The sequence below is a fragment of the Streptomyces sp. NBC_00887 genome (genome assembly GCF_045207585.1).
Window position 1 is genome coordinate 5,083,955 of sequence record NZ_CP108788.1, and the last position, 22,314, is coordinate 5,106,268.

Sequence of the window (22,314 nt, forward strand, 5' to 3'; positions counted from 1 at the left end):
GACCGCCCTCCGATGGCCGGTCGGCCTCAGACCAGCCGCCGTGCCGTCGCCCACCGCGTCAACTCGTGCCGGTTGGACAGCTGGAGCTTCCGCAGCACCGCGGAGACGTGCGACTCGACCGTCTTCACCGAGATGAACAGCTGCTTGGCGATCTCCTTGTACGCGTACCCGCGTGCGATCAGCCGGAGCACCTCGCGCTCGCGCTGCGTCAGCCGGTCCAGGTCCTCGTCCACCGGCGGCGCGTCCGTCGAGGCGAAGGCGTCGAGGACGAAGCCGGCCAGCCGCGGTGAGAACACCGCGTCGCCGTCCTGCACCCGGAAGACCGAGTCGACCAGGTCGGCGCCGGTGATGGTCTTGGTGACGTAGCCGCGGGCGCCGCCGCGGATGACTCCGATGACGTCCTCCGCGGCGTCGGAGACCGACAGTGCCAGGAAGCGCACCGGGTTCTCCACGGCACCCATCATCGGTGCGCAGCGCCGCAGTACCTCGACCCCGCCGCCGCCCGGGAGGTGGACGTCCAGGAGGACGACCTCGGGGCGGGTCGCGGTGATCACGGTGACTGCCTGGTCGACGTCCGCGGCCTCGCCGACGACCTCGACCCCGGTCTCCTCGGTGCGCCCGATCTCGGCCTGGACCCCGGTGCGGAACATCCGGTGGTCGTCGACGAGCACGACCCGTACCCGGCGCTCCGGGCCCCCGGCAGCTTCGATGTTCTCGGTCAATGGCTCGCCCTTTCCATCTCCAGCTCGACTTCCGTGCCCCCGCCGGGCACCGAACGCAGTCGCGCCGTACCGCCGTTGCGCTGCATCCGGCCGATGATTGATTCTCGTACGCCCATCCTGTCGCCCGGGACGGAATCCAGGTCGAATCCCGGTCCCCGGTCCCGTACGGAGACGAATACCGTGCGGCCCTCGACCTCCGCGAAGACCTGGACGGCGCCGCCCTCGCCACCGTACTTGGCGGCGTTGACCATTGCCTCGCGTGCGGCCTGCATCTGGGCCACCAGCTTCTCGTCGAGCGGGCAGTCGCCCACGACGACGACCTCCAGCGGGACTCCGTGCTTGTCCTCCACCTCGGCGGCGGCACGCTTGACCGCCTCGGCGAGCGTCTCGGGTTCGTCGTCCTCGTCCTTGCCGGTGCCCTCCGGGTTGTACAGCCAGTTGCGCAGCTCGCGCTCCTGGGCCCGGGCGAGCCTGCGGACCTCGCCGCCGTCGTCCGCGTTGCGCTGGATCAGGGTGAGCGTGTGCAGGACCGAGTCGTGGACATGGGCCGCGACCTCGGCGCGTTCTTGGGCACGGATGCGCATCAGGCGTTCCTCGGAGAGGTCCTGCGTCATCCGCGCGAGGTAGGGGCCCGCGAGCAGCGCGATGCCGGTCAGTACGGCTATGGCGGCGGTCAGCACGTTGCCGAGCTGGGCCGCCGAGCCGCGGACCACCATGAACACGGCGAGTCCGAGCCCGACGAGTGCGACGCCCGCCAGGCCACGGGCCAGGTGCAGCACACGGCCGCGGCGGCCGACCTCGATCCAGCGGGCCCGGCGCGCGTTGTCGGCCTGGCGCCACACCAGGACGGAGCCGGCGCCGATCAGGAGCGTCGGCCAGATGTAGCGGTCGGCCTTGCTGCCCATGTCGACGTTGCCGACGAAGATCATGGCGCCGATGAGCAGCGCGACCAGGGCGAAGACCTGGCCCTTGTCGGGCTTGCGGAGTCTGCGCCGCCCGTCCGGGGCCGTCTCGAACACGGAACGCGTCGCCTCGACCCCGCCGATGCCGAGCGGGACGACGATCCAGAACACGGCGTACAGCAGGGCACCGAGACCGTTCGCGAAGAACAGCCCGAGGAAGACGAACCTGACCCAGGCGACGGGCAGCCCCAGATGACCGGCGAGCCCGCGCGCGACGCCACCGAGCAGGCGCCCGTCGGCGCTGCGGTACAGCTTGCGCACCGGCGGATCCTCCGGGGCCGGGGTGTGGGAGCTTGCGGCTCGGGTCGTGGCGGCTGGCATGGACCGATGGTCACACGGCAGGGCCGGTTGTGGCATCAGGGTCGGTCCCGGAGGCGACCCTGATGCCCGCCCTGCGCGATCCCGTCGCCGGAAGCGCCCTGAGGGGGTGCCCGGGAGCAATATCAGGGATCGGCCAGGGTCGTCGCGGGTCCCACAAGGGCGTACGGACCGTCACCATGGAGCCATGACCGTTCCCCAGGGCGCCGCCCCCGGCGTCGCGCCGCCACCCGAGCCGAAACCGCAGCTGCGGCGCAGCCCGCGGCAGAAAGTGGTGGCCGGGGTGTGCGGCGGGCTCGGCCGGTACTGCGACGTGGACCCGGTGATCTTCCGCATCGTGCTGGGTGTCCTCGCGGTGACCGGCGGCATCGGGCTCATCTTCTACGGCTTCGCCTGGCTCCTGCTCCCCGTGGAGGGCGAGGAGGAGAACGAGGTGCGCAGGCTGCTGTCGGGCCGGGTCGAGGGTGCGTCGCTGATAGCGCTGCTGCTCGCGCTGGTGGGCTGCGGGCTGCTCCTGTCGATGCTGCACAACGGCGGGATGCTGGCGTTCGCCGCGATGCTGTCGCTGGCCGTCATCGGCTTCTCCGTGTGGACACAGCACCGCAGGACGGCGGCGCCGGAGGATCCGCCGGGCACGGCCGCGGCGCAGGCACCGGGAGGCGCGGCGCACACCGCCGGGCACGGGGCACCGCCCGAGGTGAAGGCGCCGCCGACACCGGGTACCCCGTCGTGGTGGCGGGATCCGATCGTCAAGGACGGCACTTCGGGGCCGGTCGGTTCCGGCTATCTGTGGGGTCCGGTGGACGCGGTGCTCGACCCGGCCGAGCGCGGCAGGCTCAGGGCCACCGCGGAGTCGCCCTACCGCGCCCCCTACCGTCCGCCGGGGACCCGGGGCCCGCGGTCGATCGGCGGTCTCGTCTTCCTGCTCGCGCTGGTCGCGGGCGGTCTGGGCACGGGGCTGAGCTGGGAGACCCAGCCGCTGGGGACGAGCCTGCAGTTCGGGCTCGCCGCCGCGCTCGCGGTGTTCGGTCTCGGGCTGCTGGTCGCCTCGGTCCTGGGCCGTACCGGGTTCGGCACGATCATGCTGGCGATGGTGACGGCGGGGCTGCTGGCGGGTGCGGCGGCCCTGCCGAAGGACATCAGCACGGAATGGGTCCGCACGCAGTGGCGTCCGGCCTCGGTCGCGGCGGTCCAGCCCCGGTACGAGCTGGGGACCGGGGTCGCGCGGCTCGACCTCTCCCGGGTCACCGTCCCCGAGGGCGATGTCCTGCGCACCGGTATCGGGGTCGGGGCGGGCCGTGCGCTCGTCGTCGTACCGAAGGGGATGACGGTGAAACTGCGCGCCGAGGTGGGCCTCGGGGACATCCAACTGCCCTCCGAACTCCGTGAGGACGTGGATGTCGCCCCGAGCCGGCGGACGAGACAGACCCTCGAACCGGTCAACGGCAGCAGGCCGGCCGGCACCCTCGAACTGAGCATGGAAGTCGGCATCGGACAGCTGGAGGTCAGCCGTGCTGCGTCATGAGATCCGGCCCGGCCGTGCGGTGGCGGGTGTCGTCATGCTCGCCCTGGCCGGCGCCTACACGGCGGACGCGGCGGGGGCGTGGGCGGTCCCGTGGGTGTTCTTCTTCCCGGTGTTCTTCGGGGGCCTGTGGCTGGCCGCGACCGTGACGTGGGTGAGCTACCGGCTGCGTCGCCGCCGGGACGTGAGGAAGGCGTCGGCGGAGAACTCGGCCGCGCCGGCGAGCAGCAGCGGCAGCCAGGCCATGAGGTAGATCAGGTCGTTGCCGTAGTAGTAGGGCTCGGTCTGCCAGCTCACGGTGAGCCACAGGCTCAGCGAGATCAGCGCACCGCCGAGGGCCGCGAGTCGGGCCCACAGCCCCACGAGGGTGCCGAGGCCGACGGCGAGCTCGCCGATCGCGATGGCGTAGCCGAAGCCTTCGGGGTTCTTCAGGGCCAGGTCGACGAGGGCCGGGATAGCGGAGGTGTCGCGCACCCCTTCCATCAGCTGCCCGATGGAACCGTCGCCGCTCGCCGACAGGAAGGCGCTGTCGGTCAGCTTGTCGAGCCCCGCGTAGATGAAGGTGACCCCGAGAAAGATCCGCAGGGGCAGCAGTGCGTACTGCCTCGCCCGCTCCCGAAGGGTCCTCGGCTCGTCGAGACCGTATGAACCGCCGCCGTAGCCATGCATGACCGCTCCGCCTTCCGTTGGCCCGTCAACCAGACCATACGTACGCCGTGAACGGGCTGCTCACCAGGGTTGCGACTCAGTCCGTGACGTCGATCGGGCAGGGGTTGGTCTCCACACCCGCCGCGGTGACGACCTGGACGTCCACGATGCCCGGTTCGACCTCCACCGGCACCGGCACGGTGAGCACCGTGTCGGACGGGTTGGCGAATCCGCCGGCGACCGGGATCAGCGGCACGTGGACGTGCACCCGGCCGATCCTGACGACCACGCGTGCGAGCCGGTCCGGGCTCCCCGCCCCGGGCGGCACGAACCCGGCTCCGCGGATCTCGATGTCGTCGCCGGTACGGATCGGGGCGTCCAGGTCTCCGGCTTCCCGGGCCCTCACGACCGACAGGATGACCGGCCGGCCGCCCTCGGCGTACTTCCCGGAGAAGTAGGTCGCCGCGGAGACGGCCACCAGGATCGCCAGGCCCCACGGCAGGTCGGGCAGTTGTTCCGGGCGGCGGGCGAGGCGGACTGCGGCGAAGAGCACGGCGACGGCGCTGACGAGCACGTACTGCACATCGGTGAAGCTGCCGCGGCCGGAGTCGTCGGTGAGCAGATCGGCGGCCCGCGGCCGGTCGGCGCGCAGCTTCTGCAGCCGCTGCCCCAGGACGCGTACCGTCACCACCCGGCGTACGAGGACGGCGACGGCGCACACCAGCGCGAGCACGGTCAGCACTCCGGCGGAGCGCACCAGGTCCAGGCCCTCGATCAGTTCGTCGCGGTCGCCGTGGTCGGACGCGCCGGCCAGCTGGAGGGCGAGGACGAGGACGGCGAAGACGGCGAGCAGCACCCAGGACGCGGCGACCGTGCGCGAGGTGGAGAGCCGGTTGTCCTCGCCGATCAGCGGGGCGAGGAGGCCGCCGCGGGACCGGTGGAGCCGGGCGGCGGCGGTCAGCAGGCCCGCGGTGAGGAGCCCGGCGACCAGACCGGCGGTGCGGGCGGTGGACCAGCCTGCGCCGATGGCGGTGACGGCCTCACCGATGACCAGCAGCGCGACACCGCCCCATACGGCGACCAGCGTGCGCTGCCAGACCACGTGGAGCCAGGCGTCGCCTGCCTCGCGGCTGCGTTCGGCGACGGTGCGCGCGGACTCGGTCAGCTCGTCCGACACCCACTGCCGGGATGCCGACGCGGACTGCGCGACCCCGGCGGGCAGGCCCTTTCCGGCCGCCAGCTCATCGCGTTTGGCGAGGAAGGCCGCCACCGCGCGCCGGTGTCCTACGCGTGCTCCGTGCGGGCAGTCGCCGCACGTACAGCCACCGCCGTGCGTGCTGCTCGCCCTCGCCTCGTCCAACGCCACGGGGAAACGCCGCCCTTTCCTGCACCGGTACAACCAACTCGCTTGTGATTGCTGCGAATTGTGCCGTACAGGGCGGGCCCGTCCCGCATCGGGGCGGGCTGCGCGTACATGTCGTCCACATGTACGAATGTCAGGTGCTGAGTACAAGATACGCAAGGCCCAGCGTTCCGCGGTATCCGCCGTAGTAATCGGTACGACGGGCGTCGACGGCCGCGGTCACCTCCGCGTGCAGGGGATGCCCTGGATTGGCCAGCGCCCACCGCTCGCCCCGTCCGATATTGGCGGAGGACTCGAAGAGGTCCCATTCACGCTGATCGGCGACGGTGACCTGGAGCGGCCGCAGACCGACGGCCTCCGCCTGCCGGACCAGGCCGAGGAGCGAGCCGAAGTCGCCCGGCTCGGCACCCAGCCCCTCCAGTGCGGCCGCCGAGGGCTCCCGCTCCCAGAACCCGTCCCCGAAGAGCACCCGCCCGCCCGGCCGCACGGCGGCCCGCAGCGCCTTGAGCGCCTCGGGGGTGCCGCCGGGCCAGGCGTGCGAGGAGCCGATGCAGACGGCCAGGTCGTAACCGTCCCCCGGATACTCGGCCGCGGGCACCTCGTGGAACCGCACCCGCCCGGTGAGCCCCCGCTCCCCCGCCAGACGCTGTCCGCGCGCCACGGCGTCCGGGTCGGTCTCGACGCCGTCCCCGGTGGCGCCGGGCGCAGCCGCCACGAGACGCATCAGCAGTTCGCCCCAGCCACTGCCGAAGTCCGCGAACCGCGCCCCCGGGGCGGGATCGCAGGCGGCGATCAGCCGGGCGGCGTGCTCCTCGGACAGCGGGGTGTTCCAGGTGAGCCGGTCGTTTCCCGGGGCGGACATGAGGGCGCGGACTTCGTCGGCAGACATAGGCGCGGATCCTGCCACGGCTGCGCCTGGCCCTGCCACCGTTTTCCGGCCGGGAAACGGCGACGCCGCCGCCCCTCGGGGGCAGCGGCGTCGGCACGGGGTCCGGTCGGCCCGGGTCATCCGGGTCGCCGGGTCATCCGGGTGGGACTACTCCCACTCGATCGTCCCCGGGGGCTTGCTCGTCACGTCGAGGACGACGCGGTTCACGTCGGCGACCTCGTTGGTGATGCGGGTGGAGATCTTCGCCAGCGTCTCGTACGGCAGACGCGACCAGTCGGCCGTCATGGCGTCCTCGGAGGACACCGGGCGCAGCACGATCGGGTGGCCGTAGGTACGGCCGTCACCCTGGACGCCGACGCTGCGGACGTCCGCGAGGAGGACCACCGGGCACTGCCAGATGTCGCGGTCCAGGCCGGCCGCGGTCAGCTCCTCGCGGGCGATGGCGTCGGCCTCGCGCAGCAGGTCGAGCCGCTCCTTGGTGACGTCGCCGACGATACGGATCCCGAGGCCGGGGCCCGGGAAAGGCTGCCGCTGGACGATCTCCTCCGGCAGGCCGAGCTCCTGGCCCACCATCCGGACCTCGTCCTTGAACAGCTGGCGCAGCGGCTCGACCAGCTGGAACTCGATGTCGTCGGGGAGGCCGCCCACGTTGTGGTGGGACTTGATGTTGGCGGTGCCGGTACCGCCGCCGGACTCGACGACGTCCGGGTAGAGGGTGCCCTGGACGAGGAAGGCGACCTCGGGGCCGTCCTCCTGGAGGATCTCCAGCTGGGCCTGCTCGAAGACGCGGATGAACTCGCGGCCGATGATCTTCCGCTTCTGCTCCGGGTCGGACACGCCGGCCAGGGCGTCGAGGAAGCGCTTCTCCGCGTCGACGACCTTCAGCTTCGCGCCGGTCGCGGCGACGAAGTCCTTCTCGACCTGCTCGGTCTCGCCCTTGCGCATCAGGCCGTGGTCGACGTAGACGCAGGTGAGCTGGGAACCGATGGCCTTCTGCACGAGGGCCGCGGCGACCGCGGAGTCCACGCCGCCGGAGAGGCCGCAGATGGCACGCTTGTCGCCGACCTGCTCACGGATCAGGGCGATCTGCTCCTCGACGACGTTCGTGGTCGTCCAGGTCGGCTCGATGCCCGCGCCCCGGTAGAGGAAGTGCTCCAGGACCTGCTGGCCGAAGGTCGAGTGCATGACCTCCGGGTGGTACTGGACGCCGTACAGCTTCTTCTCGTCGTTCTCGAAGGCGGCGACCGGTACGACGTCCGTGGACGCGGTGACGGTGAAGCCCTCGGGGGCGGCGGAGCAGGCGTCGCCGTGCGACATCCACACCGGCTGCTCCGTGGGCGTGCCCTCGAAGAGGGTGGAGCCGGCCTTGGAGACGGCGAGCTGGGTGCGGCCGTACTCGCGGGCACCGTTGTCGTCGACCGTGCCGCCGAGCGTGGTGGCCATCAGCTGGAAGCCGTAGCACATGCCGAAGACCGGGACCCCGGCCTCGAACAGCGAACGGTCGAGGCTGGGCGCACCCTCCGCGTACACCGAGGACGGACCGCCGGACAGGATGATCGCGCGGGGGTTCCTGGCCAGCATCTCGGCCACCGGCATCGTGGACGGGACGATCTCGCTGTAGACCCGGGCCTCACGGACGCGGCGGGCGATGAGCTGGGCGTACTGGGCGCCGAAGTCGACAACCAGAACCACGTCGGTGGTGGTGTCGGGGGCGGCGGGGGGCGCTGCTGGCACGGGGCGGCCTTCCGGCGGTGGAGAGGGGGTCGGTCCTCCCAATTCTACCGGCCGTGCGACCACGCCCTGCCGGGCTCCCGTCTCACCATCCGGGCCCGGCGTGGACCCGGCCCGCGGACGGGGTCCATACTTGCCCCCATGCGTCAGCACACGACCTTCGTCTTTACCTATGGCACCCGGCCCGCCGGCTTCCATGGTCGTGCTGCTTGAGCAACTGACAAGCAACGTTCCAGGCGCCCCGGGCCGACAGGCCCGGGGCGTTCTGGCGTTCCGGACCTGTCGCTCCGGGGGGCCGTACCCCTCCAGGAGTCACGGATGAACATCACCGCACCCACGAAGACGGCCGCCGAGCGGACCGGCGCGCACACCGACGAGGCCGCCTCCCTGATCGGCGACGCCCGGGATCGCATCGACACCCTGGACGACCGGATCATCGGTCTCGTCCAGGAACGGATGGCCGTCTCGGCGGTCATCCAGGAGGCCCGGATCACCTCCGGGGGCCGCCGGGTGAACCTCTCCCGCGAGATGGACGTCCTCAGCCACTACAGCCACGCCCTGGGCAGGCCGGGTACGGCACTCGCCATGACGCTGCTGGAGCTGTGCCGCGGCCGGGTGTGAGGCCCGGGAAGGCTGTACGGCCGTATCTGCGTTCGGGCCCGGTCTCACCCGTACGGCGCGTGACCGGGCCCCGTGCCGCTTCGTTGGTCCGTGTGTCCGTGCCAGCCAGGGGCGGCAGCGGTAGGAAACCACGCGTGGCTCCGCCGGGATGTGTGACGTACTGCAGGTACGTCGTGGGACCACACCCCGGCGCGCGTGACCGGTCGGCAGGGGACAGCAGCCCGGTCACCCCAAATGCGGCCGGACCCGGGGACGCCCGGGACCGGCCGCCCTCGGACCGGCAGCGGTGCCGGTCCCGACAAGAGGCCCTAGCCCTGCCGGGCGCGGCGCCGGGACGTCACGTACAGCACTCCGCCCGCGGCCAGGGCGACGGCTGCCGCTCCGGAAGCCATCAGCGCGACCGAGCCGGTGGAGGCGAGAGGGCCGCCGTCGTCCGTCGACGCGGAGCCGGACGTTCCGGTGGAACCCGAGGCCGACGAGGTGGACGAGCCGCCCGTCGTACCGGACGTGGATCCGGTCGTCCCGCCGGTGGTGCCCTCGGTCGAGCCGCCCGTCGTGGTGGTGCCGTCCGTCGTGCCGCCGGTGTTCTCGGAGCCCGAGTCCTCGCCGTTCAGAACCAGCTGCGCGGTGTTGTTGCCAGGGGCCGGGTCGAACGGCAGGCCGGGGTTGCTGAGCCACGTGTTGCGGACGTCGACCTTGCCGGCGGCGCTCGGAACCACCTCGGTGATCTTCAGGTCGAAGGGCAGTGCGATCTCGGCCCCGTCGCGGACGGTCATCGACGAGTCGCAGACGTAGCGCGGAGCGCCGAGCTGCTCCTCGCGGTACTTGCCCGCAGCCGTCACTCCCTGGCAGGAGTCCGGCTTCCCGGTGACCTCGGCGCCCCGGGGGACGGTGAAGTCGACCGTGGCGACGGGCTCGCCGGAACGGATGTTGCCGATCCAGGCGGGCCCCTCGTTGCGGAAGCCGATCACGGCCGCGACGGTCTCGCCCGCGGAGCCCGAGCCCTTGGCGCCGGTCGCCACGAAGTCGGCGGTGTTCTCCGTACGGAAGTCGGCTTCCTGCTGGTTGTCCCAGGGGTTGAGGTCCCCGCTGCGGGCGGAGGACGTGACCTTCTTCAGGGCCAGCTCGGGGCCGGTGCCCCGGGTGAACGGCGCGCCCGCGCGCTGGGCCGAGCGCTGTGCGGCGCTGTCCTCGTTGATGCGGTAGATGAAGGTGTCGTAGTACGCGCGCTCGGTCGCCTTGACGGACAGCGGCACCCCCAGCGTGTACGTGGCGCCCGGCTCGTAGGAGCCCTCGACCGAGCACAGGGCGGTGGACCAGGCGAAACCGTCCTGCGGCTCCTCCCCGGCCTCCCCGTTGTACTCGCAGTTGGCGTAGCGCTCGGGAAGCTCCAGGCCGCGCGAGTACATCAGGGTCAGCAGGACACCGTCGGCGGCCGTCGTGCCCCGGTTGGCGAACGTGATCGGGGCCGGCTGTGTCTCACCCGGCTTGAGCTGCTGCTTGAAGGGGAGCTGCTGCATGACGAGGTCGGGGCCGCCGATCGTCACCTTCGTGGTGAACGGGACGAAGGTGACCCCGTCCGCCGAGCCGGTCACCTCGATGGTGCCCGACGCACCGTCCTTGCCGCCCTTGGCCGCGGTGAGGTCGAAGTCGGCGACGGTGCTGAGCCCGGCGTACACGCCGTAGTCGTGGCAGACGGCCGTGGCGCCGGTGATCTCGCAGTCCGCGCCGGTGTCCTCGGCGATGTCGATGTCGGCGACGCCCGCGATCCCGCTGAGGTCGAGGGTGTAGGTCACCTCTCCCTGGTAGCCGTCCTCGTCCTGGACGGGGTTGCTGACGGTGAAGCCGAGCGAGGTCTTCTGCGGGGCCCCGGTCGCCGGGTACGGGTGCAGAGCCGTCTCGGCCGGGCCACCGAGCGTGAACGCGGGATCGGCGGCCTGCGCCGGTGCGCCGACGGCGAGCGACCCGGCTGCGAGCAGCCCGGCGGCGGCAAGGCTGCCTGCGGTTCGGCGCAGCGCAGTTCTCGGGGAAAGGCGTGTCATCGCGGACCTCTGGGATGGGATCGACAGGTGCGGTGCAAGTGCTGTGAGGCAGCACGAGTTCGACCGCGCAGCCGTACGAAGAGTTGCGCTGGACAAGATCACGGATTGGGCACGAGGGGCGCATGTGGCGAGCGCCACATAAAGATTGTGTGAAACGAGGGACAACCATCGGGCCTCATCGCAGGTCATGGATGGCGAACACACAGGCTATTTCCGTGCCCCACAACGGCAGGCCCGTTCTCCTATTTCTTTTCGCCGTACCGCAGCCCGCGCGGTACAACGGACTTGCTGAGGCCTTCATGAAGCTTCGCCGCACCATGGCACTCGCTGCTGCCACCGCTGTCATCGCGCCGGTCGTCGTGCTCTCCGCACCGGCCGCTTTCGCCACGGACACGACGCCGACCCCGAGCGCGACCGAGTCGGTGTCCACCGCGCCGTCCGAGACCGCGTCGGCCGGGACCACCGAATCCGCTTCCCCGTCCGCGACGACGTCTGCCGACGCCGACAAGACGGCCACCACCTCCCCCAGCGCCTCCGCGTCGGAGACGACCTCGGCGACGCCGTCGGCGACCCCGACTCCGACCGCCTCGGAGACCGAGGACCCGGAGGAGCCGGACGAGGACGGCTACTGCAACCCGAGCCCGCTGAAGCTCTCCATCAACGGTCTCGCCGGCAAGATCACCCGGGGCAGCGGCTGGGACACCTTCACGTTCAACGTCTACAACAAGTCGAAGAAGACCGTGAAGAACGTGTGGTTCTTCGCGGGCGCGGCGTCCGACAAGGCCGGCGACCACCTCTTCACCAGCAAGCAGGTCCGCCTCCAGGCCCTCAACGAGGACACGGGCACCTGGGAGGACCTGAACGAGGAGGGCGTCTCGACCGGCTACGTCGGCGAGACCGACGCGATCAAGCCCGGGTACGAGGTCGACATATCCCTGCGCATCAAGGTGCAGGCGACTGCCCCGGTCGGCGCCGGCTTCAGCCTCGGCGGCGGGCTCGTCTTCGGCGAGGAAGAGGACCTGCCCTGCTTCACGGACGTCGCGTACAAGTTCCAGATCGTGAAGGCCGGTGACGGTGACGGCACGAAGCCCCAGGAGGGCGGCAAGGTTCCGGTCCCGTCCGAGAAGCCTGCCGACGCGGACGCCGGCCAGGTCACGGGCAGCCTCGCCGAGACCGGTTCCTCGTCCACCACGCCGATGTTCGCCCTCGCGGGCGGCGCGGCCGTAGTGCTCGGTGCCGGCGCGATGTTCATCGTGCGGCGCCGTAAGAACGGTGACTCCGCCGCGTAAGCGCGTCACCGGTCGAACGTGAGGGGCTGCACTCGGAGGGGGGTGCAGCCCCTTGGCGTTCCCGGACCGACGCTCCGGAGGCGCTCAGGCTTCGGACGCGGTCGCCTTCGGCGGCACCACGGGAATCCCCAGGAACGGGAGCTTCAGCGCGCCGAACGCCTTCTCGGGCACCGCGGGCGCCTTCGGCTCGACCGCGGACAGCCGCGTGTACGCCTCGCCCTGTGCCGGCCGCGGGTCCGTCTCCCCCTTGTTGGGCCAGAAGGACATGGCGCGCTCGGCCTGCGCGGTGATGGTCAGCGACGGGTTGACGCCCAGGTTCGCGGAGACCGCCGAACCGTCGACGACCGAGATGCCCGGGTGTCCGTACACCCGGTGGTACGGGTCGATGACCCCCTCGTCGGCACTCGCCCCGATCGCACAGCCGCCCAGGAAGTGAGCGGTGAGCGGGGTGCCCATCAGCTCCCCGATGTTCGATCCGGCGAAGCCGTTGATCTCCTGGGCCAGCAGCGTGGCGCCCTGGGTCGCCTCGGCGATCTGTGTCGGATTGGGCGCGCCGTGGCCCTGGCGGGCGGTGAGCAGGCCCTTTCCGATGCCGCCGGGCTTGCGGTACGCGGTCAGCGAGTTGTCCAGCGACTGCATGACGAGGCCGATGATGGTCCGTTCCGACCAGCGCCGGTTGGAGAGCGAACGCGCCGCCAGCGTCGGGTGCTTGACCATGTTCCCGAGCCAGCCCAGCACCCGGTGGGTGCCGTAGGGGACCTGGAGGATGGTCAGCGCGCCCATCGCGTTGGAGCCCTTGCCGTAGCGGACCGGCTCGATGTGGGTGTTCTCGTCGGGGTGGATCGACGAGGTGATGGCGACACCCCTGCTGAAGTCGGCCTTCGCGATGCCGTGCTTCTTGCGGTAGCGGCGGTCGCTGGTCTGCGCGCCCACCAGGCCTTCGGAGTTGGTCCGGGTGAGCTCGCCGAGTTTCGGGGAGAGCCGCGGCAGCAGCCCCTGGTCCTTCATCGTGTGCAGCAGTGTCTGCGTTCCGTACGTGCCGGCGGCGACGACGACCTTCCGGGCCCGCAGCACGGCCGGCTTCGCCTTCCTGCGGCGGTTCGTGGGGACGGTCGACACCCGGTAGCCGCCGTCCGGACCGTCCGTGACCGCGACGACGGACGTCATGGGGTGGATGACGGCACCGGCCTTCTCGGCGAGGTACAGGTAGTTCTCGTTGAGGGTGTTCTTCGCGCCGTGGCGGCAGCCGGTCATGCACTCGCCGCACTCGGAACAGGCCGTGCGGGCGGGACCCGCGCCGCCGAAGTAGGGGTCGGCGACCTCGACGCCGGGCTTCGCCTTCGACGTACCGTCGGCGTCCGCGCCGTCGCCGAAGAAGACGCCGACGGGGGCGAAGTGGAAGCTGTCGCCGACGCCCATGGCCTCGGCGGCCGCCTTGAGGTGGACGTCCGCCGGGGTCATGGTCGGATTGAGCCGGACTCCCAGCATCCGCTTCGCCTGGTCGTAGTACGGCGCCAGCTCGTCCTGCCAGTCGGTGATGCCGGCCCACTGGCGGTCCTCGAAGAACGGCGCGGGCGGTACGTACAGCGTGTTGGCGTAGTTGAGGGAGCCGCCGCCGACGCCCGCGCCGGCCAGCACCATCACCTTGCCGAGCAGGTGCACGCGCTGGATGCCGAACAGCCCGAGGGCCGGGGCCCACAGGTAGTTCTTGATGTCCCAGGAGTTCTTGGGAAGGGTGGCCGACGTGAAGCGGCGCCCCGCCTCCAGGATGCCGACCCGGTAGCCCTTCTCGCTCAGCCGCAGGGCCGAGACCGCGCCGCCGAAGCCCGATCCGACGACGAGCACGTCGTAGTCGTACGCGGCGTCGTCGTCGGGCCCGTCGGAGCGCGGGGTCTGGTTCTGGGCAGCGCTGTCCTGGGACATGGCTCTCCTCGGTGCGGAAGGGAGGGAAGGGCAGGAGTGGGCGCCCGCGTCAGCGCAGCCGGAAGGCCTTCATCGCCTTGAGGCCGAAGCTCATGAGGGCGGCGTACTTCTCGTCGTCCATGCCGAAGGACGGCGCGAGCGGGATCAGCCGCTGCTGGGCGACGGTCTGGGCCTCGGTGTACTTGAGGATCCCCTCCGAGCCGTGCCGTCGTCCGAGGCCGGAGTCCTTCATGCCGCCCATCGGGGACTGGGCGCTGCCATAGGCGGGTGCGTACCCCTCGTTGATGTTGACCGTGCCGGCCCGCAGCCGGGCGGCGATCCGGTGGCCGCGCCGGCCGTCCTTGGTCCAGACGCTGGCGTTGAGGCCGTACGACGTGGCGTTGGCGAGGGAGACCGCGTCGTCCTCGTCGGTGAAGCGGTAGACCGAGACGACGGGGCCGAAGGTCTCCTCGGCGCAGACGGCCATCGGCTCCTGGACGTCGGTGAGGATGGTCGGCTCGTAGAAGAGCGGGCCGATGTCGGGGCGGGCGACGCCGCCCGCGACGAGTGTGGCGCCCTTCTCGACGGCTTCGGCGACGTGCTGGGTGACGGTCTCCAGCTGCCGCTCGCCGACCAGGGAGCCCATCTCGGCACCGTACGCGAGGGAGTTGCCGAGCCGCATCGCCTTCGTACGGGCGGCGAAGCGCTCCAGGAAGGCGTCCGCGACGGACTCGTGGACGTACAGCCGCTCGATGGAGATGCAGAGCTGCCCCGCGGAGGAGAAGCAGGCGCGGACGGCGCCCGCGGCGGCCTTCTCCACGTCGGCGTCCTCGAGGACCAGCATGGGGTTCTTGCCGCCGAGCTCCAGCGAGACCCCGACGAGCCGGGCCGCGGCGCCCTGGGCGACCTCGCGGCCTGTGCGGGTCGAGCCGGTGAAGGAGACGTAGTCGGCGCGGCTGACGACCTCGGGGCCGACGACGGGGCCGTCCCCGAGCACGACCTGGAACACCTCGGCGGGCAGTCCGGCCTCGATCAGCAGGTCACGGGCCCACAGAGCGGTCAGCGCGGTCTCCGTGTCGGGCTTCATCACGACGGCGTTGCCGGCGACGAAGGCCGGCAGCGCGTCGCCGACGGAGAGTTCGAGCGGGTAGTTCCAGGGAGCGATCTGGCCGATGACCCCGCGCGGCTGACGCAACTCGGTGACCTTGGTGAGGGCCGGGACGACTCCGGTGTGCCGCTTCGGCTTCAGGTACGAGGTGGCCGTGCGCCCGTAGTGGCGGGCCGATACGGCGACGGCCTGCACCTCTTCGTGGGCGTGCAGCCGGGCCTTGCCGGTCTCCAGCTGGATGAGGTCGAGGACCTCGGCCTGGCGCTGGAGGACGAGGTCGTGGAAGCGGAGCAGTACCGCCGCCCTGTTACGGACGGACGTCGCCGCCCAGGCCGGCTGGGCGGCGCGGGCCCGCTCGAAGGCGGTCGCGACGTCCTGGGGGGTGGACTCGGGCAGGTCGGCCAGCTTCTCCCCGGTGAAGGGGCTGTGGTTGGCCGTGCGGCCGGAGCCGAGGACGCCACGGGTCAGCTGGGCGATCACCTCGGGTGTGACCACGTCGGCGGCGGTGCGAACGCCTGCGGGGGCCGCTGCCACCGGGTTGGTGCCGACACGGGTGCCGGGGGCGGCGGAGGTGGTCGTGGAGGCCTGCGAGTCCGTCATGAGGGCGAGAGTATGTCCACCCGCCCACTTTGGGTACCCGTCGGTAACAGGTTTTCACAGACCCCACAACACCGCAGCGGGCGCACTCGGCGAACCAGCCAGTGATCACTGGCGAAATAACCGCTGATCAGGGGCTATCTTCCCGGCAGGCTCAGGAATCGTGAATCTTCAGCCGGTCGGCGACCTCGGTGTAAATCTTTTCGCCGTCCGTCGCCGCCTGACCGGCCGCGGGCATCTTGACCCGGACGTGCCAGTACGGATCGCTCGCCGTCCGCCCCGGGATCAGGAGCTCGTGGTAGCGGAAGCGCAGCGCGTCGTCCTCGGTCGAGGAGTACGGGGTGTACTCGGTGACCATGTCGTACGCCGTGCGGCCCTGGTGTTCGGTCTTCTTGAAGGAGACGGTGGCGTCCCTCATCTCGAGGGTGTTCGCCCCGCCCTTCTCGTAGTACGCCTTGCGGTCCTCCGGGTCGGCGCCCGCGGACTTCTCCGCCGCCGTGTCGTCCTCCTTGACCGCCTTGTGCCAGAAGTCGATCTCGAAGACCCCGCTCGGGTCCGCGTACCAGACGACGTCGCCGGTGTCCTCCTGGATGCGCTTGTAGTCCTCGGGCACCGCCACGTCCGCCGAGAGCACCTCGTTCTCCGGCCGCACCTGCCAGCCGCCCGGCAGCTCGTCGCCGGCGAACGGGTCGGCGAGCACGAGGACGAGCGCAAGAGCCGCCGCCAGCACCCCGGCGCCGAACCCGAACTGCGCCTTCCGGTTGCGGTGCAGCACCGGAGGCACCCACCGGCCGCCGCCGGACGCGCCGTTCCCGTACGGCTGGGTGAGGGCCGGGGAGACCGGCGGGAGGGCCGCCACCGACTCCAGGGCGGAACGGATCTCGGCGGCCCCCGGCCGTGCCGCCGGGTCCTTGCGGAGCAACTGCATGACGAGCGTGCCGAAGGCGCCCTTGCCCCTGGCCGGCATCTGCGGTTCCGCCGAGAGAATGGCCTGCAGGGTGGCCGGGGTGTGGGAGCGGCGGTACGGGGACATCCCCTCCACCGCCGCGTAGAGCACGACACCCAGCGACCAGAGGTCGGACTCCGGACCTGGCAGCTGTCCCAGCACCCGCTCCGGGGAGATGTACTCGGGCGACCCGACGAAGGCACCGGTCTCGGTGAGCCGCTGTTCGCCCTCGACCTGCGCGATGCCGAAGTCGGTGAGGACGACCCGGTCGTCGCGCCCGAGCAGGACGTTGTCCGGCTTGACGTCGCGGTGGAGCACACCCGCACCGTGGGCGGCGTTCAGCGCGCCGAGGACGGCGAGGCCGATCCTGGCTGCCTCGCGCGGGTCGAGGGTCCCCTCCTGGAGGCGGTCGCCGAGCGACTGGCCGCTGACCAGTTCCATGACGATCCACGGCTTGCCGTCCTCGACGACCACGTCGTGCACGGTGACGACGCCGGGGTGCTCGATGCGGGCGGCGGCACGCGCCTCGCGCTGCATGCGCAGGTAGACGACTGCCCGTTCGCGTTCCCCGAGGTGGTCCGGCACCCGCGGTTCCTTGACGGCCACGTCACGGTCCACGATGTCGTCGTGGGCCCGCCAGACCGTGCCCATTCCGCCGTGCCCGAGTCGCCCGACGAGCCGGTAGCGGCCCCCGACGAGCCGGTTCGGCGCACCCTCGGAGGGCCGCTCGGTGACGGTCGGGGTGGGCACGGGCGCGCCGGGAGGGTCGGGGAAGGCGGACTGTTCCGGGAGACCCGCCTGTCCGTGCACGGGACCCGGCGGCTCCTGCGGTGCGTGCGGCGGCCGGAGCCCGTAGCTCGTGGGCTCGTTCGCCCGTCCCCCATCGTTGGTCATGACCTCATCCTGTCGGAAGCGCACAGGCTGTGACCACCGGGACGGAACAGAGGGTGCAGAGCCGTGACAGTCGCCGCGCGGGTGACCGGTCGTCAGTCCGTGGACTCCGGAGGCTTCCAGCTGCGCAGCATCGTCTCGAAGCGGTCCCGGCTCTCGGCCCAGTCCTCCTCGGGCCCCGTCATGTAGATCGCGTACTCGGGTCCGCCCGTCTCACCGAAGTACATCTGGTCGATTCCGTGGCGCGGCCCCGGATGGTCCTTGGACTCGAGCCAGGTGAACTCCCAGAGGGAGCCCGGCCGGTCCCTGAAGGTGTTCGAGTGCAGGGTCAGCCGGTCGTAGCCCGGCAGCCGCTCGGAGAGGTCCTTCTCGATGCTCAGCATGTGCATGTACGAGTTGTCGAAGTCGGGCTTCGGATCGAGGCTGATCCGGATGCGGTGGGCCCCGTTGTCCGGGGTGTAGTCGATCTGGTTTCCGTCCGTCTGCCGGGTCCAGCCCTTGGGTACGGCGAGGCTGAAGCCCTCGGGGTCGTGGACCCGTTTCCAGCCGTCGGGTACCTCTTGAGACCCGGGCTGCGGATCCTTGGACGGCGTCGACGGATCGGCCGGGGACGGACCGGCGGTGGTCCCGGTGCCGCCCTTCCCCGTACTCCCCTCGTCCCCCGCGTACTTCATCGCCACGAGGCCCGCCGCCCCGCCGAGCAGCGCGGCGACGGCGATGACCAGCAGCGCCGTGCGCCACCTGCCCCTGCTGCGGCGGACCGTGGGCGCGGGGGTGTACGGCTGCGCGGCCCCCGGCCCGGCCGGGGGCCGTGCGGACTGCGCGAGGCGGGCCGTCGACCCGTCAGGGACGACGAAGGCGCGCAGGTCGTCCTCGGACACCCGCTGGGTCGGCACGTACGCCTGCGCCGTGAGGGGCTTGCGCCCCTCCATCGCCTCCAGCAGCATCCGCTCCGTCTCGGCGGCCGTCGGCCGGTCCGCGGGGTCCTTGCGCAGCAGCGCCGTGATCACGGGCGCCAGCGCCCCGCCGCGCGCCGGCGGGGGCGGTTCCTCCGTGACCACGGCCTGCATCGTGGAGATCGGGGACGTGCGGCGGAACGGTGAGCGCCCTTCCACAGCGGTGTAGAGCGTCGCGCCCAGCGACCAGAGGTCGGAGGCCGGACCCGGGTCGCCGCCGCGTACCCGTTCGGGTGCCAGGTAGTCGATGGAGCCCACCAGCTCACCGGTCCTGGTGATGGTGGAGTCGCCCTCGATCGCGGCGATCCCGAAGTCGGTCAGCAGCACCTGTCCGTCCCGGGCGAGCAGGACGTTGCCCGGCTTGACGTCCCGGTGCAGCACTCCCGCGCCGTGTGCGGCCCGCAGCGCGCTCAGCACGTGGAGACCGATCCTGGCCGCCTCGCGCGGCTCGACCTCACCGGTCTCCTTCGTGGCGTCGGCGAGCGAGGGCCCGTCGACGTACTGCATGACGATCCAGGGGCGGTTGTCGTACTCGATGACGTCGTGGACCGTGACGACCCCGGGATGGGTGATGCGGGCGGCCGCGCGCGCCTCCTTCTGCGTACGGGCGTGCAGCACGGCCCGGTCCGCCTCTGCGGCGTACAGCCCCGCGGTCAACTCCTTGACGGCGACGGTCCGGTGGAGCACCTCGTCGTGGGCGCGCCACACCTTGCCCATACCACCGCGGCCGAGGACGTCGCCGAGCCGGTACCGTCCCGCCAGTACGATTCCCGAGTCCGTGCCCTGCGCATGTTCCACGTGTGTCCCCGCCCCATTCCTTCGAATGACAGGTTACGGAGGGGAGGCAGCGCCACGGAACCTCGCACCACGGCACGAGACCGCACTGTGATGCATGTCGCGCACTGCCGCGGGGTCAGGAACCCACGCGGTAGGAGGAGATGGCCTGCTCGTAGACGTCGGAGACCTTGTCGCGCTCGTTCGACGGGCCGATGACCTGGATGATGTGGTACCTGCCCTCGACGATCATGACGAGGTTGCGGACGTAGACCTCGCGGCCGCCGCTCTCCTGCCAGGTGAACTGCCCCTCCGCCATGGCCTGTCGGCCGACATCGACCCGGCGCATGCCCGTGGACGTCGCCCAGCTGGACTCCCGGAAGGGCTGCAGCTCCGGTTCGCGGCTGCGCTGATAGTCCAGCGGGTCACTGCCGTTGGCCTTGACGGTGTCGCGGCCGGGCACGATCAGCACGCTGAACCCGTCGCTGCCGTACCGGATCTGCCGGTCGGCGTTGGCCGGGCTGCGCTGCCAGTCCTTGGGCACACCGATCTCGAAGCCTTCGGCGTCCTTGCGCAGCACGTAACCCGGAGCGAGCGCGACGGCCGAACGGCTGCTCTGCGGCTTCTCAGAGCCGGGGGAAGCGGATGGGGCCGACTCCCCTGCCGAGGAGCTCGGTTCGGGTTCCGGCTCCGCGGGCGCGGCGGATCCGGAGGGCCGTCCCTGCGACCCCGTGTCGGTACCGGAATCGGATCCGGCCTTGGGCATGAACATCACGGCGTAGGCCACCGCGGCGGCCATCGCCAGCAGGATCAGCACCAGCAGCAGCCGTCCGAGCCGCCTCGGCGGCCGGCCACCGGGCCGCCGGCCGGGCTGCGGCTCGCGCAACACCCTGGGGCCCTTGGGCTCGCGCGGTACGCGCGGCGGCTTCTTCGCGTACTCCGGCTCGTGGACGGGCGGCTTCTCGTACCGCTGCGGCTTGCCCTGGCGGTGGCGGCCGTGCGCCGACCCGCGTCCCCGGCGCCTGCGCACCAGTTCGCCCCGTCGCCGTACGACGGGGAGCCGGGTGGCGTCCGGGGGCGGCAGCGGCACGACGTCGTTGCCCGCCTCGGGCTCGGGCGCCGACCGCACGAGGGAGCGCAGCCAGCCGCGGAGCTCCTCGAAGTCGGGCCGCTCCGTGGGGTCCTGACGCAGCAGTGACTCGACGACGGGGCGTAGCGGACCGCACTCCTCCGCGAAGGCGGGCGGCTCACCGCAGACCATCTGGACGAGCTCGGCCGCGTTCTCCTCGGGGTACGGGGCGTGTCCCTGTACCGCGCGGTAGAGCAGGGCGCCCAGAGCCCACAGGTCGGTGGAGGGCCCGATGGGCGGGGCCAGCTGCCAGTTGTCGTGGACGGGGCCTGCCTGCTCCGGCGCCCATCGCTCCGTGACGGCGCCGACGACGGCGATACGGGCCTGCCGGGCGCGTTCGGCTGCGAGCGGGGTGGCGGGGCCGCGGTAGGCGGGCGTACCGCCGCTGCCCGCGACGACCTCGTCCCAGCCGCCGGAGGAGGACTGTGCGGCCACCGGCTGCGGCAGACGGTCCTGCCGGGCCGCGGGAACGGCGGGGCTGCTGCCCTGGCGCCGGGAGTCGGCACGCAGCGCGTCCTCCCCGGAGCCGCCCGAACCGCCCGCGGGAACCGGGCGGCCTGCGCCGGGTCCGTCGCCCCAGGTGCCGGCGAGGTGGACCCGCCGGGGGCCGCCGGCGTAGCCGCCGGAACCCTCGTCGTCCTCGTCGTCGTCATCGTCGTACGGGTCGTAGGTGTCGTCGGCCGGCCTGCCCCAGGTGCCTGACGGCCGCGGGGGGCCGATGGCGGGAGGAACAGCCGTCCCACCGCGCTCCCCGGCGTCGGCGTTCGCGTCGTCGCGGTCGCGCTGCTGGTCCTCGTTGACCCGGGCGGCGGCGCGGGCACCCGCCCGGTAGGCGGCGATGGCCCCGGCGCGTGCCGCGCGCAGCTGCGCGGCGCTTCCGGCGCCGGGTTCCGCCACGGGGACGGCGGGGCGGGGCGGCCGCGGAACGAGCTCCTGCCCGTGCCGGTCCGCGCCCGGGTCCGCACCCCCGGTCTGCGGAGCTGCCGCCTCGATCTCCGCGGGGCCGCGCGAGGACGGCACCCCGGCGGCGGACGGGCCCTCCGGGGAGGGCGGGGCGAACTGCGAGGACGGGTCGAATCCGGCGGGTGGGGCGAACGCGGACGGCGGAGCGAACTCGGACGGCGGGGCGGACGTCGTGGGCGGAGCGAACTCGGACGGCGGCTCGTACGGGCCGGTGGGGCCCGACTCGACCGCAGGGGCGCCGTAGGTGTTCTCGTCGTCGGGCTGCGGTGCGGGAACGTACCCGCACAGCGCCTCCTCGGCCGCACCGGCGGCCAGCCCCGTCAGCACGACACGGCCGTCGTCGCAGACCAGTACCGTGCGGACGGTGATGTTGCGGTGGGTCCAGCCGTGGGCGTGCAGCACCCGCAGCGCGGTCAGTACGTCGGAGCCGATCTCGGCGGCCCGGTACGGATTGAGGGGCCGCTCCGCGAGGAGCGCCGCGAGCGGGCGGGCGGCGACCAGTTCACTCACTATCCACAGCGAACCCGCCTCGGCGAACACGTCGAAGACCTGGTCCAGGCGCGGGTGGTCGGGCACCTGGGCCGCCGCCTGGGCGGCCTCGATCGCCCTGCGGACCGCGGGGTCCGTGGAGCGCCGCACCGTACGCCCGGTGGCACGCCTGGCCGCCGAGGGCAGCCCGTCGGCGTCGAGCACCTCCGCGTCCACGACCTCCGGCAACGGCACCTGCCGGACCAGGACTTCCTGCCCGCTGTACGTGTCGAAGGCCCGGGTCTCGACCAGTTCGTACGCATCGGACGGGGGCAGCGGAAGGCGGTAGCGGTCGGCAAGTACCCGACCCGCATAGTCGTCCACGACGCCTCCCCAGAGCGCGCTGTCCCCCGGTCACGGAGACCGCATAATCAGTCAATTGCGGTCACTTGCTGTGCAATTGACCCATGATC

15 protein-coding genes are annotated in these 22,314 nt (G+C 71.9%); 3 read left to right on the plus strand and 12 right to left on the minus strand.

Features of this window, described 5'->3' with window-relative positions; translation table 11 throughout:
• Positions 1-26: 26 nt before the first annotated feature.
• Together OG844_RS23045 and OG844_RS23050 are read right to left on the minus strand one after the other, a co-directional pair.
• The gene (locus tag OG844_RS23045) at positions 27-722 is read right to left on the minus strand and encodes a LuxR C-terminal-related transcriptional regulator (protein ID WP_406392757.1); all 696 of its coding nucleotides are present in this window, start codon (positions 720-722) and stop codon (positions 27-29) included.
• The gene (locus tag OG844_RS23050; RefSeq protein ID WP_406392758.1) at positions 719-2,005 is read right to left on the minus strand and encodes a PspC domain-containing protein; all 1,287 of its coding nucleotides are present in this window, start codon (positions 2,003-2,005) and stop codon (positions 719-721) included. The genes OG844_RS23045 and OG844_RS23050 overlap by 4 nt, the downstream gene beginning before the upstream one ends.
• Positions 2,006-2,189: 184 nt before the next feature.
• Between OG844_RS23050 and OG844_RS23055 the strand changes: the two genes are divergently transcribed.
• The gene (locus OG844_RS23055; RefSeq protein ID WP_406392760.1) at positions 2,190-3,527 is read left to right on the plus strand and encodes a PspC domain-containing protein; all 1,338 of its coding nucleotides are present in this window, start codon (positions 2,190-2,192) and stop codon (positions 3,525-3,527) included.
• 156 nt (positions 3,528-3,683) lie between these two features.
• On the opposite strand, the gene OG844_RS23060 is transcribed toward OG844_RS23055, so the two are convergent.
• From OG844_RS23060 to guaA, 4 genes are all read right to left on the minus strand, one after another.
• A complete protein-coding gene (locus OG844_RS23060; protein ID WP_406392761.1) occupies positions 3,684-4,193 on the minus strand; it encodes a DoxX family protein in 510 nt (169 codons plus the stop codon).
• A 76-nt stretch (positions 4,194-4,269) separates the two neighbouring features.
• The gene (locus OG844_RS23065; protein ID WP_406392762.1) at positions 4,270-5,538 is read right to left on the minus strand and encodes a hypothetical protein; all 1,269 of its coding nucleotides are present in this window, start codon (positions 5,536-5,538) and stop codon (positions 4,270-4,272) included.
• A 130-nt stretch (positions 5,539-5,668) separates the two neighbouring features.
• On the minus strand, positions 5,669-6,424 hold the full coding sequence (locus OG844_RS23070; RefSeq protein ID WP_406392763.1) for an SAM-dependent methyltransferase: 756 nt from the start codon (positions 6,422-6,424) through the stop codon (positions 5,669-5,671).
• Between the two features lie 147 nt (positions 6,425-6,571).
• Positions 6,572-8,158 carry a glutamine-hydrolyzing GMP synthase gene (gene guaA / locus OG844_RS23075; protein ID WP_406392764.1) on the minus strand — a complete coding sequence of 529 codons (1,587 nt, stop codon included), beginning with the start codon at positions 8,156-8,158 and terminating at the stop codon, positions 6,572-6,574.
• Between the two features lie 315 nt (positions 8,159-8,473).
• Here guaA and OG844_RS23080 point away from each other — a divergent pair, with 315 nt between their 5' ends.
• On the plus strand, positions 8,474-8,776 hold the full coding sequence (locus OG844_RS23080) for a chorismate mutase (protein WP_406392765.1): 303 nt from the start codon (positions 8,474-8,476) through the stop codon (positions 8,774-8,776).
• Positions 8,777-9,084: 308 nt separating this feature from the next.
• On the opposite strand, the gene OG844_RS23085 is transcribed toward OG844_RS23080, so the two are convergent.
• Positions 9,085-10,818, minus strand: coding sequence for a peptidase (locus OG844_RS23085; protein ID WP_406392766.1), 1,734 nt, complete (start codon positions 10,816-10,818; stop codon positions 9,085-9,087).
• Positions 10,819-11,117: 299 nt separating this feature from the next.
• Here OG844_RS23085 and OG844_RS23090 point away from each other — a divergent pair, with 299 nt between their 5' ends.
• Entirely contained in the window at positions 11,118-12,107 is a 990-nt protein-coding gene (locus tag OG844_RS23090; protein ID WP_406392768.1) for an LAETG motif-containing sortase-dependent surface protein, read from the plus strand.
• An 84-nt stretch (positions 12,108-12,191) separates the two neighbouring features.
• Here OG844_RS23090 and OG844_RS23095 read toward each other — a convergent pair whose 3' ends face one another.
• The 5 genes from OG844_RS23095 to OG844_RS23115 form a co-directional block, all read right to left on the minus strand.
• Positions 12,192-14,030 carry a GMC oxidoreductase gene (locus OG844_RS23095; RefSeq protein ID WP_406392770.1) on the minus strand — a complete coding sequence of 613 codons (1,839 nt, stop codon included), beginning with the start codon at positions 14,028-14,030 and terminating at the stop codon, positions 12,192-12,194.
• Positions 14,031-14,079: 49 nt separating this feature from the next.
• Positions 14,080-15,717, minus strand: a complete 1,638-nt coding sequence (locus OG844_RS23100) for a succinic semialdehyde dehydrogenase (RefSeq protein WP_406392771.1) — start codon at positions 15,715-15,717, stop codon at positions 14,080-14,082.
• Between the two features lie 151 nt (positions 15,718-15,868).
• A complete protein-coding gene (locus OG844_RS23105) occupies positions 15,869-17,554 on the minus strand; it encodes a protein kinase domain-containing protein (protein ID WP_406392772.1) in 1,686 nt (561 codons plus the stop codon).
• A gap of 92 nt (positions 17,555-17,646) precedes the next feature.
• Positions 17,647-19,305, minus strand: a complete 1,659-nt coding sequence (locus OG844_RS23110) for a protein kinase domain-containing protein (RefSeq protein WP_406392773.1) — start codon at positions 19,303-19,305, stop codon at positions 17,647-17,649.
• Positions 19,306-19,420: 115 nt separating this feature from the next.
• Positions 19,421-22,225, minus strand: coding sequence for a protein kinase (locus tag OG844_RS23115; RefSeq protein ID WP_406392775.1), 2,805 nt, complete (start codon positions 22,223-22,225; stop codon positions 19,421-19,423).
• Positions 22,226-22,314: the final 89 nt, after the last annotated feature.

Coding starts and splice junctions, on each gene's coding strand:
- OG844_RS23055 (WP_406392760.1), top strand. CDS start 2,190: ATGACCGTTCCCCAGGGCGCCGCCCCCGGCGTCGCGCCGCCACCCGAG.
- OG844_RS23060 (WP_406392761.1), bottom strand. CDS start 4,193: ATGCATGGCTACGGCGGCGGTTCATACGGTCTCGACGAGCCGAGGACC.
- OG844_RS23105 (WP_406392772.1), bottom strand. CDS start 17,554: ATGACCAACGATGGGGGACGGGCGAACGAGCCCACGAGCTACGGGCTC.
- OG844_RS23090 (WP_406392768.1), top strand. CDS start 11,118: ATGAAGCTTCGCCGCACCATGGCACTCGCTGCTGCCACCGCTGTCATC.
- OG844_RS23100 (WP_406392771.1), bottom strand. CDS start 15,717: ATGACGGACTCGCAGGCCTCCACGACCACCTCCGCCGCCCCCGGCACC.
- OG844_RS23050 (WP_406392758.1), bottom strand. CDS start 2,005: ATGCCAGCCGCCACGACCCGAGCCGCAAGCTCCCACACCCCGGCCCCG.
- OG844_RS23095 (WP_406392770.1), bottom strand. CDS start 14,030: ATGTCCCAGGACAGCGCTGCCCAGAACCAGACCCCGCGCTCCGACGGG.
- OG844_RS23085 (WP_406392766.1), bottom strand. CDS start 10,818: ATGACACGCCTTTCCCCGAGAACTGCGCTGCGCCGAACCGCAGGCAGC.
- OG844_RS23070 (WP_406392763.1), bottom strand. CDS start 6,424: ATGTCTGCCGACGAAGTCCGCGCCCTCATGTCCGCCCCGGGAAACGAC.
- OG844_RS23080 (WP_406392765.1), top strand. CDS start 8,474: ATGAACATCACCGCACCCACGAAGACGGCCGCCGAGCGGACCGGCGCG.